The 13,975-nt window shown below is 55.3% G+C and carries 11 protein-coding genes and 3 pseudogenes; 9 read left to right on the top strand and 5 right to left on the bottom strand.

Annotation, left to right across the window (positions count from 1 at the left end; translation table 11 throughout):
• Positions 1-709: 709 nt before the first annotated feature.
• The 3 genes and pseudogenes from C468_RS19185 to C468_RS01300 all read left to right on the top strand — a co-directional run.
• A pseudogene (locus C468_RS19185) lies at positions 710-814 on the top strand (AAA family ATPase); the annotation flags it as partial.
• 109 nt (positions 815-923) lie between these two features.
• Complete coding sequence (locus tag C468_RS17885; RefSeq protein WP_152422842.1) at positions 924-1,217, top strand: hypothetical protein; 294 nt, start codon at positions 924-926, stop codon at positions 1,215-1,217.
• 278 nt (positions 1,218-1,495) lie between these two features.
• A pseudogene (locus C468_RS01300) lies at positions 1,496-2,514 on the top strand (Cdc6/Cdc18 family protein).
• Positions 2,515-2,780: 266 nt separating this feature from the next.
• Here the strand turns inward: C468_RS01300 and C468_RS17330 are convergent.
• Together C468_RS17330 and C468_RS17880 are read right to left on the bottom strand one after the other, a co-directional pair.
• Complete coding sequence (locus C468_RS17330; RefSeq protein WP_080510582.1) at positions 2,781-3,173, bottom strand: helix-turn-helix domain-containing protein; 393 nt, start codon at positions 3,171-3,173, stop codon at positions 2,781-2,783.
• Between the two features lie 223 nt (positions 3,174-3,396).
• Positions 3,397-4,287 carry a hypothetical protein gene (locus C468_RS17880; RefSeq protein WP_152422841.1) on the bottom strand — a complete coding sequence of 297 codons (891 nt, stop codon included), beginning with the start codon at positions 4,285-4,287 and terminating at the stop codon, positions 3,397-3,399.
• Between the two features lie 505 nt (positions 4,288-4,792).
• Here C468_RS17880 and C468_RS17325 point away from each other — a divergent pair.
• Positions 4,793-5,002: pseudogene (locus tag C468_RS17325) on the top strand (RNA-guided endonuclease TnpB family protein); the annotation flags it as partial.
• 66 nt (positions 5,003-5,068) lie between these two features.
• Here the strand turns inward: C468_RS17325 and C468_RS01295 are convergent.
• Entirely contained in the window at positions 5,069-5,764 is a 696-nt protein-coding gene (locus tag C468_RS01295; RefSeq protein WP_008847063.1) for a nucleotidyltransferase domain-containing protein, read from the bottom strand.
• 483 nt (positions 5,765-6,247) lie between these two features.
• On the opposite strand from C468_RS01295, the gene C468_RS01290 reads away from it, so the two are divergent.
• Genes C468_RS01290 through C468_RS01285 form a run of 3 tightly spaced genes read left to right on the top strand, consistent with a single transcriptional unit; the run spans position 6,248 to position 8,159 of the window.
• Complete coding sequence (locus C468_RS01290; protein WP_049911834.1) at positions 6,248-7,186, top strand: hypothetical protein; 939 nt, start codon at positions 6,248-6,250, stop codon at positions 7,184-7,186.
• A 2-nt stretch (positions 7,187-7,188) separates the two neighbouring features.
• Positions 7,189-7,506: a hypothetical protein gene (locus tag C468_RS17320; protein WP_008847061.1), complete on the top strand. Its 318-nt coding sequence runs from the start codon at positions 7,189-7,191 to the stop codon at positions 7,504-7,506.
• On the top strand, positions 7,503-8,159 hold the full coding sequence (locus C468_RS01285) for a ribonuclease H-like domain-containing protein (RefSeq protein ID WP_008847060.1): 657 nt from the start codon (positions 7,503-7,505) through the stop codon (positions 8,157-8,159). Before C468_RS17320 ends, C468_RS01285 begins: the two co-directional genes overlap by 4 nt.
• Before the next feature lie 33 nt (positions 8,160-8,192).
• On the opposite strand, the gene C468_RS01280 is transcribed toward C468_RS01285, so the two are convergent.
• Both C468_RS01280 and C468_RS01275 read right to left on the bottom strand, forming a co-directional pair.
• The gene (locus tag C468_RS01280) at positions 8,193-8,648 is read right to left on the bottom strand and encodes a MarR family winged helix-turn-helix transcriptional regulator (protein WP_241430962.1); all 456 of its coding nucleotides are present in this window, start codon (positions 8,646-8,648) and stop codon (positions 8,193-8,195) included.
• Between the two features lie 646 nt (positions 8,649-9,294).
• Complete coding sequence (locus C468_RS01275; RefSeq protein WP_008847058.1) at positions 9,295-9,843, bottom strand: winged helix-turn-helix domain-containing protein; 549 nt, start codon at positions 9,841-9,843, stop codon at positions 9,295-9,297.
• A gap of 487 nt (positions 9,844-10,330) precedes the next feature.
• Here C468_RS01275 and C468_RS01270 point away from each other — a divergent pair, with 487 nt between their 5' ends.
• Both C468_RS01270 and C468_RS01265 read left to right on the top strand, forming a co-directional pair.
• Entirely contained in the window at positions 10,331-11,587 is a 1,257-nt protein-coding gene (locus C468_RS01270) for an RNA-guided endonuclease InsQ/TnpB family protein (protein ID WP_008847057.1), read from the top strand.
• A 105-nt stretch (positions 11,588-11,692) separates the two neighbouring features.
• Positions 11,693-13,846, top strand: coding sequence for a type B DNA-directed DNA polymerase (locus tag C468_RS01265; protein ID WP_049911833.1), 2,154 nt, complete (start codon positions 11,693-11,695; stop codon positions 13,844-13,846).
• The last annotated feature ends 129 nt before the right edge of the window (positions 13,847-13,975 follow it).

The raw sequence follows: 13,975 nt of genomic DNA, 5'->3' as shown, positions 1-13,975 counted from the left end.
GAGCACCCCTCCGTCGAAATGAATTTCCTGCCCCTTTCATATCATCACACACCAACTTCGAAGTGAAGACCCCTCCATCGATATGAAATCTCAGACAGCAAGACAGACACCCCTTCTTCGAAATGAAATCCCACCTCAGAGTCCTGGCCGCGGGAGATCTTCTTCGAAGTGAGCACCCCTCAGTCGATATGAAGCCATCTAGCCCGGAAATCAGCCCCATCCACACACCCCGTCATCGAAATGAAATACGAAAACACTGTGTGCGAGCCCTTCCATGAGATTTCATTGTGAGGAATGGCAGCAGGTTCTTCGAGATGAAATGCTCGAACAAAACACGAATACTGCCGTATTAGACCGTACAAATTGGATTTAGAGCAATTTCCTCTGTGGAAGAACCGATTTCATATCGAAGACGGTGTGTGAGAGTCATCTTACTTCTACGTCAATCTCCGATTTCATATCGAATATGGGGTGTGAGAGCTACCGATATGAGCTCCCGTTGTGTTGTCCGCTCACAGTAGATACCCCGTTTTTCACATTATACATTCTCTTCACAAGCTTTTTCCACAGAATTAATTCACTGTATAAACCACTCTACTGTGGTTTTACAGCGGCAACGAGGGGTCTATCCCTTTCGATCCACCATACCGTCTCTCCGGGAGATGTTTACAGCGGCAACGAGGGGTGTTCGACAGATAATCCCTGATGCCTTGAGCACCGTAACGCCGAAATCAACCATCCCTCCAGCGTCCTCGAGTCTATCACGAATGGAGAACCTGGCAACACCGCCATCGTCACCGGGCCTAGCGGCGCGGATAGCTTAACCAACAAAATCCCGCTGCTGTTGCTTTCTGTTGGTTAATTATTGAGAGTAGACCTTTCCGGAGACGGGTCTTTATCTGTGCGATGGACCAAGCCAAGGTATGAGCGACTCAGCGTCTCCAAGCGCCTCTGTCTCGCTATCTGCGCCCACAGACATTCCAGCAGTCCTGGATCGGGCTGGTATCGATTATGTCGGTGTTCATGACCAGCGACTACTTGCTATCTATCACACCGGTATCTTCAATGTAGTAACCGATCCGGAGCCGGTATCCAATGCGCACACACTCCAAATCGAATGCTGGGAAGTACCACTTCCATCTCGCGATGATGAGAGGTCACCACAGGAGCTTCTCGAGGACTTTGCCGCCGTATTTGACGAAGGAAACCAGAGCTAGAGTTGTCTGTCTGTATCTACGACCTAGCGATCTCGATGAGCACGTCAGACAGTACTCTCCATGAGATCCATCCGACTCGGGCTATCGTGATTAGTATAGAGCGAGCTCCACAGCGTTGACTGGGTTTCTGAATGTTTCCGGAAACAGTGTGTTTCCACAATCAGAATCGAGAGACGTCGGAGCAATCGAGGAGGATATACGACTGCGATCAGAGCTTTTCCGGAATCTACCCAGTCACACTTTTACCACTTACCCAGAGAATAGCTACCTACTCACAGATGATCCGTGATGCTCGCGTCCTCCGCGCCGGGTTCGTTCCTCGAGAAGTCGAGCATCGCGACGCCGNCTCTCGAGCGTTCTCGAACCGATCACGAACGGCGAGCCGGCTGACACAGCCATTGTCACCGGCCCGAGCGGTGTCGGCAAAACCTGTGTCTCGAAGTTCGTTACTGAACGGCTCCGCGAGGAAGTTCTCGACGTCGAGGCCACCTACGTCAACTGCTGGCGAAACTACAGCCGCTTCCGAACGCTGTACCAGATCCTCGACGACATCGGGGCCACGATAGACATCCACCGCCAGTCGACACCCCACGACGAGCTCATTGATCGGCTCCAACAGTACGACGGCCCTCGAACCGTCGTCATCCTCGACGAGGTCGACCAACTCGAAGACCCGAGCATTATCTACGACCTCCACAGTATGGAGCAGTTCGCGGTGATCTGTATCGCGAACAAAGAAGAAGAGCTGTTCAGCCGCGTCGACGACCGCCTTGTGAGTCGGCTTCGCTCCAGCGAACACGTCCGGATGGACAAGTACCACAACGAGCAACTCTACGATATTCTGAGTGCTCGAACGAAGTGGGGCCTTGAAAACGGCGTCATCACCGACAAGCAGCTCTATCAGATTGCTGATGCCGCCGCTGGCGACGCTCGTCTTGCGATCGGGATGCTTCGCAGCGCAGCCAGCACGGCTGATCGCGAAAATCACGAGGAGATCACCAACGATATTCTCATAAACGCTGCTGAAGATGCTCGGGCACAAATCAAACAGAAGAGCCTCGACTCGCTCACGCCGCACCAGCGGGTCGTCTATGATATTGTTCGCGACCACGGCCCGCTTGGACCCAGCGAGATCCACGACCGCTATACTGAGGCGGTCGACGATCCGCGGACAAAGCGCACCGTCCGAACCTACCTTTCGAAGATGGCACAGTACAATCTCCTCGAAGCAGAAGGCACGAGTCGAGACCGCGAGTACTCACTGGTTGATTCAGCAGCTGCGTCGCCGATGTCGTGACTCAGAGGCCTGGAGTAGGTATCTCGTGGCTTTGTACAAGTCCCCTTCTTCAGACATATTCCCTTCCTTATGGATGCCGCCATTGGATTCGCTGTTTAGACATGCTCGACGGAGTGATGATCTTCTGTCGGTACGAAACGTCGACAGAAGTATGTGTACTGATTGTTGGCTATATCTCTGAATTGAACACAGTCGGGTCAGAATCTGCTACTTACGGAGGATATCAACAGAGGCTCCGGATTCTACTTTGTTTTGATGGAGAGCTACTAGGGGTGTCGATATACACCAGCTTGAACTTTTGTCAATTTGTTCTTCTCAACCAGTTGAGAAAGTGCCCGACTAATGCTTGATTTTGGTCGCTCAGTCATATTGGCAATTTCAGAGGTTGTGAGTGTGTTCTCATCGCTACGTCGGAAGGCTTCAAGAATATCAATTTCTACCCTGCTTGCTACGCTTCGAAGCAGATCGTGTTCAAACGCCATCCTAGCAAGGGCCTCAATATCGATATACGCTTTATTTACACCCCCACTACTGCTGTACGATTTGACACTCAGTACCCCCACAGATTGCAGTGCGTTTTTTTCCTGAGCAGTAAATGATCCTTCACCAATTTCCAGTTCGGTCTTGTCTGATATTGTGTACTCCTTGGGCTGGCTCATCGTATCAAATCATAATACCTGCTTGAGAAAAAGATTAACGGGCATGTTAATCTAGTTTCCATTCTTGTATGAGTAATTCCCGGTCATGTTAGCAACGCTTTTCATTTGGACCGAGTTATGTACACATGAGGATGCGGGGGAGGCGGTTAGCGTAACGCGCCGCCTCTCCCGGTTAGGATAGTGAGGTAGTGGCTCACGATCCGACGACATCCGGTCTTCATCTCTACAGTTCCTCCAGTAGATAGGATCGCACAGTGGAATCGTCGATCTGGCTTACGTGATCGCGGTACGGGTCCCGGTTTGTTGGCGACGGATTCATCGGAATTCCTTTTCCCAAAATCCAAGCGAGTACTCGGGAGCGGACGCCCTCTTCGCGAATCGGACGAATCGAGTCAAGTTGGTAGGGAACCTCTGCCTGAGGTGCAGGATCTACCCATGATGGGTCAAAATCGAGAACCTGGGGTGGGAGCTCAGATCGACCATTCTCCAACAGACGGGTAATATGACCAGCAATGTAGTCTGCCGTATTCGTTGCGGGATATGTCCGATCAGCCCCCTCCATGAACGTTAACAAAACAGGACAGATGGACTGCTGAAAACTGGTGTCGAATGCTGAAGGCATCTGGAGCTTTAGCTGGTGAAAATAATTGCTGTGAGCATCTTCACGACCATCATGAAGGAACGCCGTTTTGCCACATCCATGGGCAAGGTCTCCCACCTGGAGTGGGTTAGTGATTGATTTTTTTGCAGCTGTAACTGCGCATGTCGCGAGTCCAGTAGCCTTGTCGGAGCCCTCCCAGAGGATGGCACTCCAAGAGACCGGTAGCGATCGAAGATCCTCGATAAGTCCTTGGACCCGCCTAGCACGCTCCTCTGTAGAGACATCTCCGTAACGGAGTAGTGACGATGATTTGTGCTTGAACGGCTGGAGGTCATTTTCAATAAGTGCGCGGAGAAGAGAGATATCGTCTTCTCGAGCAGTACGAACGGCGACTACAATGGTATATCGCGTTCCTTCTACCGTCGTGGTCGATTCATCAAGACCGATCAAATTCGGAGTGCGCTGCTTCTCACCGTCGCGGACCAGCCTGATGTCACGCAGCGGCACACTCATCTGTATATTTCTTGGGAGGCGGTGTCTTGTACGTTCGGATGTTCGGACCCGGTATGATCTGTTGAATCGGCAGACGGTGTCGGGATCGGGCCACTCGTCTCGGAGATCCACAAGAACGTCCAGATGCTCCGAGAGAAACGCAACAGGGCCACAAAGTCGGACGGCTCAAGTGACAAGGGAGTGGAGAGCGTCGGTCAGTCGTGTACCAGTCCAAAGGCTTCAAGGTGGATTACAGGCTCTGTTGAGATCCTCAGCAAGTAATATATTATGACCCAGTCGCGGTCAGTACATCGTACATACTTCGCACTCTGGCCAGTAGTGTATTGACACCGGGTTCGTTACAGTTACAGCAGTTTCAGACGGGATTCGTTGTAGTGAAGCAGGAGATAGTACACTTGGATGATGGCCAGCCGCTAGGTCCTGTTAGTATGGCCTATTGCTGAATTCGCAGTCTTCAGTGACCGACTGTTTCAGTCGATAATGTGTCTGAAGAATAGAATTTCAACAGATCCAACGCGGACTGTATGTCTGTGATGAGTGTGGTACAGTGGCGAACGCGGATGTGAACGGCGCTGAGAACATTCGGCAGAAAGTATCTCAAAGTTCATGGAATCTCTCGGTGAATAGGAGTAACGGCTGGTTGGCACAGCCATCGGCGTTCTTGTTTGACAAGGAAACTGGTGCGTTTGCACCTCAAGAACGCGTAACGTCGTAAACCACAATATCCCAACCCAGCGGTGCGGTGCCGTGGGAATCCTCGCACTTCATCGCGGGGAGGATGTCAATCATCGCTATCACCTTCCTCGAGGAGGAGCTTTTCGACCGTCTCAAACTTGGTAGTGCTGTAGATTGGGATTCCTGAAACGACAATTTCCCGGACGGCTTCTGTGTACGTGGGAATCGCTTGGACCGTTTCAACGTCGATGTCGTAAGCATACCTGTTCCCGTCGAACTCGGCGTCTTCGAGGTCGCGACCAACAGCGTTCGCCTCTCGTTGGTTTGGAGCTCGATCGTTCGTCGTGAGCACCCAGAGGTCAATGTCGCTGCGCCGATCGGCTTCGCCGCGCGCCACACTTCCGTAAAGAACGATTCCGATGACGCCGTCGAGACGGCCAGTGAGTTCGTCGACGGCGACCTTCACCGGCTTCTGGAACTCTGGTTGCGGTATTCGGAGGAGAGGGTCGTCCGGAATAGCGAGTCGCTCTCGGTTGATCTGAATGAGCCGTTGATTGTTCTCGGGCGATTCAACCACTAATCCGTTCTCGACGAGGGTATTGATCGCTCTCCGAACCGTCTGTTGGGAATGGCCAATCTGATCAGCTACTTCGCGCTGTGAGAACTGTTTGAATCGGTGGTTCGTTAAAAATAGTAAGATGTCGTTCGTTGCCTTGCTTTTGAACAAATCCGCGTCTGCGGCGGGTATTGGAACGGATATGGACACACCCTGGGTGGCGTTTGATTCCGTCTCACGGTTCATGTGCCATGCTACGGCTCACTACCATATAAACTTTATATAGAACTCTGGGCTGTACTTAACAATAACCGAAATACCGGTTATCCGTCGATGTCTTCGATCGCCTCAACAGCGGCCTCACCGAGCTCTCCAACGTCCATATGCGAGAACCGTTTCCGAACCATCTCTTCGGAGTTATCTAGATATCGAGCAGCACTGAATTATCGATGTGACATAAAATATTCTGGAATATCATATCTAGAGATATCATCGACGAGGTGCGGTACAATGAGGATAACTGGATTAACCAACAAATTGCCGGGACATACCAAAATGTTGGTTAATTTGACGATCAAAGATGGCAGCCACCTCGGAAAGAGTCTTGGAAACAGTCTACCACACCACAAAATCCGGTGACAGAGTTCGAATTGGCGTCTGATACAGTCCTTTCTGGAAGTCCGGAAGCGCCGCGCCGTCGCTTATTGAGAGAGTGACTAGTTATCGAGTATGGGAGTTCACCCACCATCGAACCGAATGGCGGCCGACAAACCGACACGGGGAGCTGACCGCAATCGAACCTTGACTGATCAAGCCGACCCAGCCACAGAAGAGATGCTCCTACCGTCACTCGACGACGGCATCACGTTGCTCGACGTAGACGGCGGCCGTGGCGTCCCAATCCTCCAGTCGCTCGTGCTGGACCATCTCCTGTTACACGATGGGCCCGCCTTCTGGGTCGATGCGAACGGGCACGCGACGACGACGACGCTGGCTCAGATCACACCGAGCCAGCGGTTGCTCGACCGGATCCACGTCGCACGCGGATTTACCGCGTACCAGCACTACGGCGCTGTCGACGATCTCCCGACAGCAGTAAACCAAGTCATCCAGAAATCGACCGCTGTCACCAGCACATCCGGTCGACAGTCGATGGATCAAAACGATGACTCGTCTCCACACACCCCGTCGCTCATCGTTGCGCCGGCCGTCGACGCCCAGTACCGCAGCGACGAGATGCTCAGCGAGCAGCACGCAGAAACACTGCAAGCGAGAACCCTCGCTCGGCTAGCGACGTACGCCGACAGCTACGACGTCCCGGTACTCGTGACTCGGAGTACGATCGATGAGTTCACAGCACCGGTCGCGACGGCCGCCAAGCACCATCTTGAGTGTGAGCAAACCCGGATGGGGCCGCGACTCGTCGGTGACGAGTTCGAGACACTCGTCTATCCCGTTGATGACGGTGCGTACTACCAGACCACGTTCGCCTACTGGCGACAGCTGCTCGCTACGCGGGCGACACAGGTCGGGCTCGAACCCGCGACACCCCCGTCGTCGACGTCGAGTTCGCCAGGTGTCGGAACAGGCGTGACCGCTGACGGCGAAACGACGTCGCTCACCACGAGTCCGCTCCTCGATGCGTGGACAGCACCTGGAGGGCGATAACAATGGGACGCACGAACCCGACATATCGGGATGCGCTGCGGGCTATCGAAGACCGCTGGGCGGAGTTCCGACGGGCGCTCCGTCGCCGCGACCAACCACACTTCGACCAACTGTTCGAGTACGCTCGCGAACACGCTGACGCGAGCGGGCTATTGAACCATCAGAATCCACTGGTGCCAGCGCTGTTCAGTATCGATCTCGAACAGGAGGCCACATTGGAAGACCACGAGGAACGCCTCGAAGCGCTCGAACACCGGCTCGACGAACAGCGCACCGATGCGCAAGTACCCGATGAAGAAGCCAGCGAGCCACCCCAATGAGTACACTCGCGACGATCGCATTCGACATCGAGACGACGGGGTTTTCGACGACTGACCAGCTGACCGTCGTCGGCTTCGATGCTGAGATCGGCTCGCGAGTGTTCCTCAATACAGACGGGAGTACGTGTGCCCCAGATATCGAACAGCACGTGAACGACCATCTCACCACGCCAGTGACGCTCTCTGTTCACGACGATGAGGACGCGCTGTTGGACGCCGTCAAGACATTCGTCGACGCCACGATCGCACAGCGAGACGTCAAACTCGTGGCCTACAACGGGGAAACCTGGAAAGGTGGGTTCGATCTGCCATTCCTTCGAACGCGGCTCAGTCATCACGAACGCGAGTGGCCGTTCGCTGAGCTGCCGTACATCGACGTGATGGAGGTCTTCTCCTCACGATTCAACACGAGCGAGAACAGCCTTACTGGAGTGTATGACGAGCTCGTGGCTTCCGGCCACGGCACAGTCGATCCATTCAAGGAGAGTAGCGAAGCGGTTGACGCGTGGCAGACCAGCGATTTCGAAGCCGTAATACTTCACAATATTGCCGATATTCGACGTACACGAGCGCTGATGGACATCGCCGAACGATACTGCTCGAAATCAGACTTTTCGATGAAATCGCTTGACCCAGTGATTAGTGAAGGGTGAATGTGCAAAAACTGTCGAGGGCCTCGGGGCGATTTACTTGCTATATTTGTCTTCGAGAGATGCTTCTTGCCGAGCCAGTATTTTGACACCCTCGCGGATCCCTTCGGTCAACACGATCCGTCCTAGCTCTGTCAGTTCGTAGTATGAATAGGTCTCTTCAGTCCCCGTATTCGGATCGCGTCGGTTCTTGATGAGTGCGACATCCTTGAGCGTCCGGAGCGGATAGTGGAGCGCATTATCCTCCTCACCAAGTACCATTGATAGTTCGCTGGTGCTGAGTTGATTATTCTCCGCAAGCGCCTCAAGAATCAGATATTGCTTGGGCTTAGACGCCACTTCGTACATTTTCAAGTAATCGTCAAGATCGAACAGGCTGTCTTCAGGGAGTTCAACGTCAAGGTCGAACCCGTTATCGCCCTCATTAGAGTCGTCACGCCGTCGGAGCGAACCGCCGTCAGGAATTGACGTTCGGTCGGGCGAGTTAGTCATATAAGTCAGTTGGTCCCCTACCATCTTAAAATATTTTACTATGGTTGCGGCGAGACCATCCAACTATTTGATCCATCGAGGTGAGTAACTCACAATGGAAGAGCAGTTGATTGTGCTCTGAAAACACGGATCCTGTACCGGTAGAAGAACCCGTGCCGACAAGGCTTCTATGGCGGATTTTCTGCGTCGTTGATCTCATCGAATGTTCCATTCGTGTAGGCATATCGCCACCGTTGGAGAATCGCTCGCGTCACAAGGCTTGTCTCAGACACAGCAATACAGGATGGGTCAACGGGACGGCTCGGAGCATCGGGGGGTGAATGGAAGTGTCGTCGCGGCGCGTCGGGTTTCGGGTGACAGTCAAACCGAAAATTTCGGTCTCGATCATCTGTGTAGTGTGCGGCGTAGTTCCCGGTGAGACTCCACCGGACATCTATCCGAGCGGTTGACGCCGCTCCGACGCCGTCGGATAGTTCAACCGAGAGTGTCTGTGGATTCAGGGGGTCGTCTAATGACGCGGTCTGGACCAGCGGCTCGAGGTCCACAAACAGGTCTCGTATCTCCCGTAATGCCCCAGCGTCGATAGGACCAAATACCTCAGACTGCTCGTCTGGCTGAATATGGTGAGCGGGGTCTCCGTCGTCACTCATACGACGATGGATGTATCGCCATTACCATCGTCGTCTGTGTCCGTGCCAGTGAGGTGACCAGTTTGACTCACTTCACCGATCGCGAGTGTTGCCTGTGCGAGCGCGAGGTTACGTCGCGTCGTTTGCCATTCTGTGAGGAGCGCGCCGTGGTCGCTGTCAGCGTCGCCGATATCCAGTTCTCGGGCGAATTCCTCGGGTGAATCAACACCGTATTCCTCGCGCCACGCCTGTATCTGCGACTTCATATCGGCGATGCCGGACGCGATCTCTTCGGGCGTCCGTTCCGCGAGGAGCGACTGGGCGTGTTCGGTGACGATGGCGGTTTCCGACCGTCGGTAGTGCGTCGTCTGACCGTTCTGAGATGTCGTTACCTCACCAGCGCTCTCGAGCGTTCGCAGGTGTTTTCGCGCCGTGGTCGGTGAGACGCGGGCGCGCTCGGCGATCTGTGCTGCAGACAGCGGATCGTACACACGAGAGATGACTTCGTACACTCGTTCAAAGGGCGTCGTCTCCTCGATCCATTCCTCTTCGACGACATCGTTCACGTCACGGTGTTCGGTGCCGCCATCCGGGCTCACTCGGTGGGGTGGGGACGGCTCTTCGGACATTATGTGCCAACCAACGGGAGAGCGGCATAATAATCTGTGGGGTAGTATATTGTTCACCGAATTCAAGATATGGAGGACTGTCCATAGCAGTCTTAACCAACAACAATCTGTGAAACGGCCGTTCTGTTGGTTAACGCGCTACCGGAGGTTCAGATAACAAACTCGGAAACGATTCTGGAAGTGGGGTTAACAGAGCGAATCCGCGAGAGTCCGCTGTTCTTGTCGATACGATCTCTGTTTCCCGAAATCCGGAACAGACACACCGGCGATTATACGCGGAGCAGGCGCAATACCACGGCCTTCAGGCCGTGGATACACGCCGTCACTCAGTGACACGTTCCACCGATAACGGCAGGGCTGGATATTCCACGCCAAACACAGATTTTAATACTATCTTTTTATAACTAGTTATAAACACAGTGCGATGCTGGAGACAACCCGTACCTACGTCGCACGCGTCACGAACCACAGTCAGGTTCGTGACGACCTCGACCAGTGCGGGTTCTCCGCCTCGAAACTGTGGAACGTCGGACGCTACTACATCCAACAGCGATGGGACGACGACGGTGAGATACCCGACGAAGCCGAACTGAAATCAGAGTTGAAAGACCACGAACGCTACAGTGACCTGCATTCTCAGTCAAGTCAGCGAGTTCTCGAAAAGCTTGCTGAGGCGTTCACTGGCTGGTACAACTCCGACGACGGCAACAACCCACCGGGCTACCGGAAACGTGGCGATGATCACCCGCGCTCTACCGTGACGTGGAAACAGAAAGGCATCAAACACGACGCTAAACATGGCCAACTTCGCCTCTCGAAAGGCTGGAACCTGAAGGATGGACGGTCTGACTTCATCCTCGCCGAGTACGAAACCCGTCCCGACGTAGAAGTTGAGAACATCCAGCAAGTGCGTGCCGTCTGGAACGGCGACGAGTGGGAACTCCACCTCGTCTGCAAGAAGGAAATTCCCGTTGAGGACGCGCCCGGCGACAACACGGTGGGAATCGACCTCGGTATCAGCAACTACCTCGCTATCGACTACGAGGATGGCCCCTCGGAGCTATATCCGGGGAACACGCTGAAAGAAGACAAACACTACTTTACCCGCGGCGAGTACCAGACCGAGGGTGAGAACGGGCCGTCGAAGCGTGCGCGGAAGGCTCGACAGAAACTCTCCCGACGCAAAGACCACTTCCTCCACACCCTGTCGAAACACATCGTCCAGCGGTGTGTCGAAGAAGACGTAGGGAAGATAGCGGTTGGTGACCTTAGCGACATCCGCGAGGATGAGAACGGCGACTCGCGGAACTGGGGTGCGTCGGGGAACAAGAAACTCCACGGATGGGAGTTTGACCGCTTCACGAACCTGCTCGAATACAAGGCCGAAGAACACGGCATCCTCGTTGATCGAGTGGACGAGGAGAACACGAGCAAGACGTGTTCGTGTTGTGGGCAGATTCGGGACAGTAACCGCGTAGAGCGCGGTCTGTACGTCTGTTCGTCGTGTGAGACGACGATGAACGCGGACGTGAACGGTGCGGTGAATATTCGCCGTAAGATAACTCAGAGTCCCCCGACTGGGGATATGAGTAACGGCTGGTTGGCACAGCCCGGAGTCTTCCTGTTCGACCGCGAGAGCGGGTCGTTCAACACGAGAGAGCAGGGAGTCTACAAACCCTAATATCCCAACGCTCGGGATTCCTCCGCCTTCAGGCGGAGGAGGATGTCAAGCGAGACTCCGGTGTAGAGACGAGAAGGTGGGTGACTTACGAAAAAGCCGTTCACAATCGATTTCCTTGGCGATGGTCGGGTCCTTGAATGGGAAGCGACCAACGACGGCGCGACCGCGACTGAACACGACGACTACACACCTCGTTTCTATGTCACAGCACGTGGCCCTGACACCGACATCGATCTCACGCCACTTCGCTCACAATACGAGCGACACCCAGATGTCGTCGCGACAGAGATCGTATCCCGGCGCCCCAGATTTCGTCGTGATGATGAGCCCGCTCTCGCTGTCGACGTCGACCACGTCGACCGCGTCACACCACTTGCGCGACAGGCACGCCAACTGTCAGCGCACCCTGTCGGGGATCTCGCCTGCTTCAACGTCGACTTCTCGCCAGAGTTCCGGTACAGTCTGGAGAGCGGTGTCGATCCGACACCCGCGAGTGAGCTGTCGACGCTCCGGCTCAGTGTCCCGGTGACCGAAACGAGCAACGATGTCTATGGGGAGTTGTCTATCGCCGGCGACACCGTCACCGCCTCGCCGACGGATCTCCTCACGGCGGTCCAGGGAGCGCTCGACGCACACGATCCAGATGTCTTGGTTTGCTCGACGAGCGAGATTATCCCGACGCTTCATGAGATGGCGACGGACGCCGGCGTCGACGACTTCTCATTGAGTCGATGGCCGGACGTCGACTACCAGCAGCTCGCGAGTCGCTCGACGTACTCGAGCTACGGCCGCGTCGGTCACTCCCCAGCGCGGTACAACGTGCCCGGACGGGCGATCATCGACGAGTCGAACACGTTCTTTTATGCGGAGACGAACCTCGACGGCGTCCTCGACCTCGTGTCGCGCTCGAAAAAACCCGTCCAGGAGCTTGCGTGGGCGTCAATTGGGAACGTCCTCACCGCGATCCAGATCTGTGAGGCTCACGATCGCGGTGTCCTCGTGCCGTGGAACTCCTGGCGGCATGAGTTCTTCAAGCCGATGGGGACGCTCCACGACGCCGACCGCGGCGGCTTCATCTTCGCGCCCGAGGTCGGCCTCCACGAGAATGTCCACGAACTCGATTTCTCCTCGTTGTATCCGAACATCATCTGTACCCGGAACGTCTCGCCGGACGTCATCCGGTGTGACTGCCACAGCGACCGCGACGACGTCCCCGGCCTCGGATATTCGATCTGCGACGACCGGGGCTACCTCGTCGACGTCCTCCAGCCGATCATCGACGCTCGTGATGAGATCAAGGCGGCCATCCGTCGCGAAGAGGAGCGGGACGACCCCGACGAGGACCGACTGGCGGAACTTGAGGGGCGGTCGGGAGCGCTAAAGTGGATCCTGGTGGCTTGCTTCGGGTACCAAGGATTCAGCAACGCGAAGTTCGGCCGCATCGAGTGCCACGAGGCAATCAACGCGTATGCGCGCGAGATTCTGCTGACGGCGAAACAGCAGCTGGAAGCCGGCGGCTGGCGGGTCGTCCACGGCATCGTTGACTCCATTTGGGTGACCTCGGACCCTGACGTCGACGACGAGAACCGCGAGGACCTCGAGACGCTCGCGACGGCAATCACGGAAGAGGTCGAGATCCGGCTCGAACACGAAGGCCACTACGACTGGGTGGCATTCGTGCCGCAGCGCGAGAGCGACGCCGGCGCGTTAACGAAGTTCTTCGGGAAGGTCGCCGGCGACGACGGGTTCAAGATACGCGGTATCGAAGCCCGGCAGCGTTCGACCCCACCGTTGATCAAGGACGTCCAGCGGGACTGTCTCGACCGGCTCGACGCGACTCGATCTCCGGACGCCGTCCTCGACTGTCTCCAGAACGCCATCAAGCGCCTGCACGCTGGAACGGTACCGGTCGAGCAGCTCGTCAAACGGAATCGGGTCTCGAAGCCGCTCGAAGGGTATACGCAGAACACCCAGAACGTGGCGGCGCTGAAGCGGGCTCGAGAGCAGGACCTTGCTGTCCATCCGGGACAGGACATCGAGTACGTGGTCGTCGACGACGAGAAGAACTCGCGAGAACGGGTCGCGTTGGCCCACGAAGAGATAGAGTCGTACGATGCGTCGTACTACGAGACGCAACTCGTCAGAGCTATCGAGAGTGTGCTGGCACCGCTTGGCTGGGATCGGAGGGAAATTCGCCGAGAACTCGCGGAGACGCAGATCCCGAAGTTGACGGCGTTCGCGAACGCGACTCGTTCTTAACCAACACAACGGTGCCTGGAAGAGTTTGTTGGTTAAACACGAACGCTCTTATGTAGAAACGCGGAAAGACCGTATAATTACACTAAGTCGCCGGTAATCGGGAGGTATGACCTCCACTGAGCCAGCGTT

Source organism: Halorubrum kocurii JCM 14978 (assembly GCF_000337355.1).
GTDB lineage: Archaea > Halobacteriota > Halobacteria > Halobacteriales > Haloferacaceae > Halorubrum > Halorubrum kocurii.
Note: the sequence above shows the minus strand (reverse complement) of the source record. Positions and strands in the feature narration are given on the sequence as shown.

What these genes read in the sequence shown, in the direction of transcription:
- C468_RS17885 (WP_152422842.1), top strand. Translation starts at nt 924, where the DNA reads ATGAGCGACTCAGCGTCTCCAAGCGCCTCTGTCTCGCTATCTGCGCCC.
- C468_RS17330 (WP_080510582.1), bottom strand. Translation starts at nt 3,173, where the DNA reads ATGAGCCAGCCCAAGGAGTACACAATATCAGACAAGACCGAACTGGAA.
- C468_RS17880 (WP_152422841.1), bottom strand. Translation starts at nt 4,287, where the DNA reads ATGAGTGTGCCGCTGCGTGACATCAGGCTGGTCCGCGACGGTGAGAAG.
- C468_RS01295 (WP_008847063.1), bottom strand. Translation starts at nt 5,764, where the DNA reads ATGAACCGTGAGACGGAATCAAACGCCACCCAGGGTGTGTCCATATCC.
- C468_RS01290 (WP_049911834.1), top strand. Translation starts at nt 6,248, where the DNA reads ATGGGAGTTCACCCACCATCGAACCGAATGGCGGCCGACAAACCGACA.
- C468_RS17320 (WP_008847061.1), top strand. Translation starts at nt 7,189, where the DNA reads ATGGGACGCACGAACCCGACATATCGGGATGCGCTGCGGGCTATCGAA.
- C468_RS01285 (WP_008847060.1), top strand. Translation starts at nt 7,503, where the DNA reads ATGAGTACACTCGCGACGATCGCATTCGACATCGAGACGACGGGGTTT.
- C468_RS01280 (WP_241430962.1), bottom strand. Translation starts at nt 8,648, where the DNA reads ATGACTAACTCGCCCGACCGAACGTCAATTCCTGACGGCGGTTCGCTC.
- C468_RS01270 (WP_008847057.1), top strand. Translation starts at nt 10,331, where the DNA reads ATGCTGGAGACAACCCGTACCTACGTCGCACGCGTCACGAACCACAGT.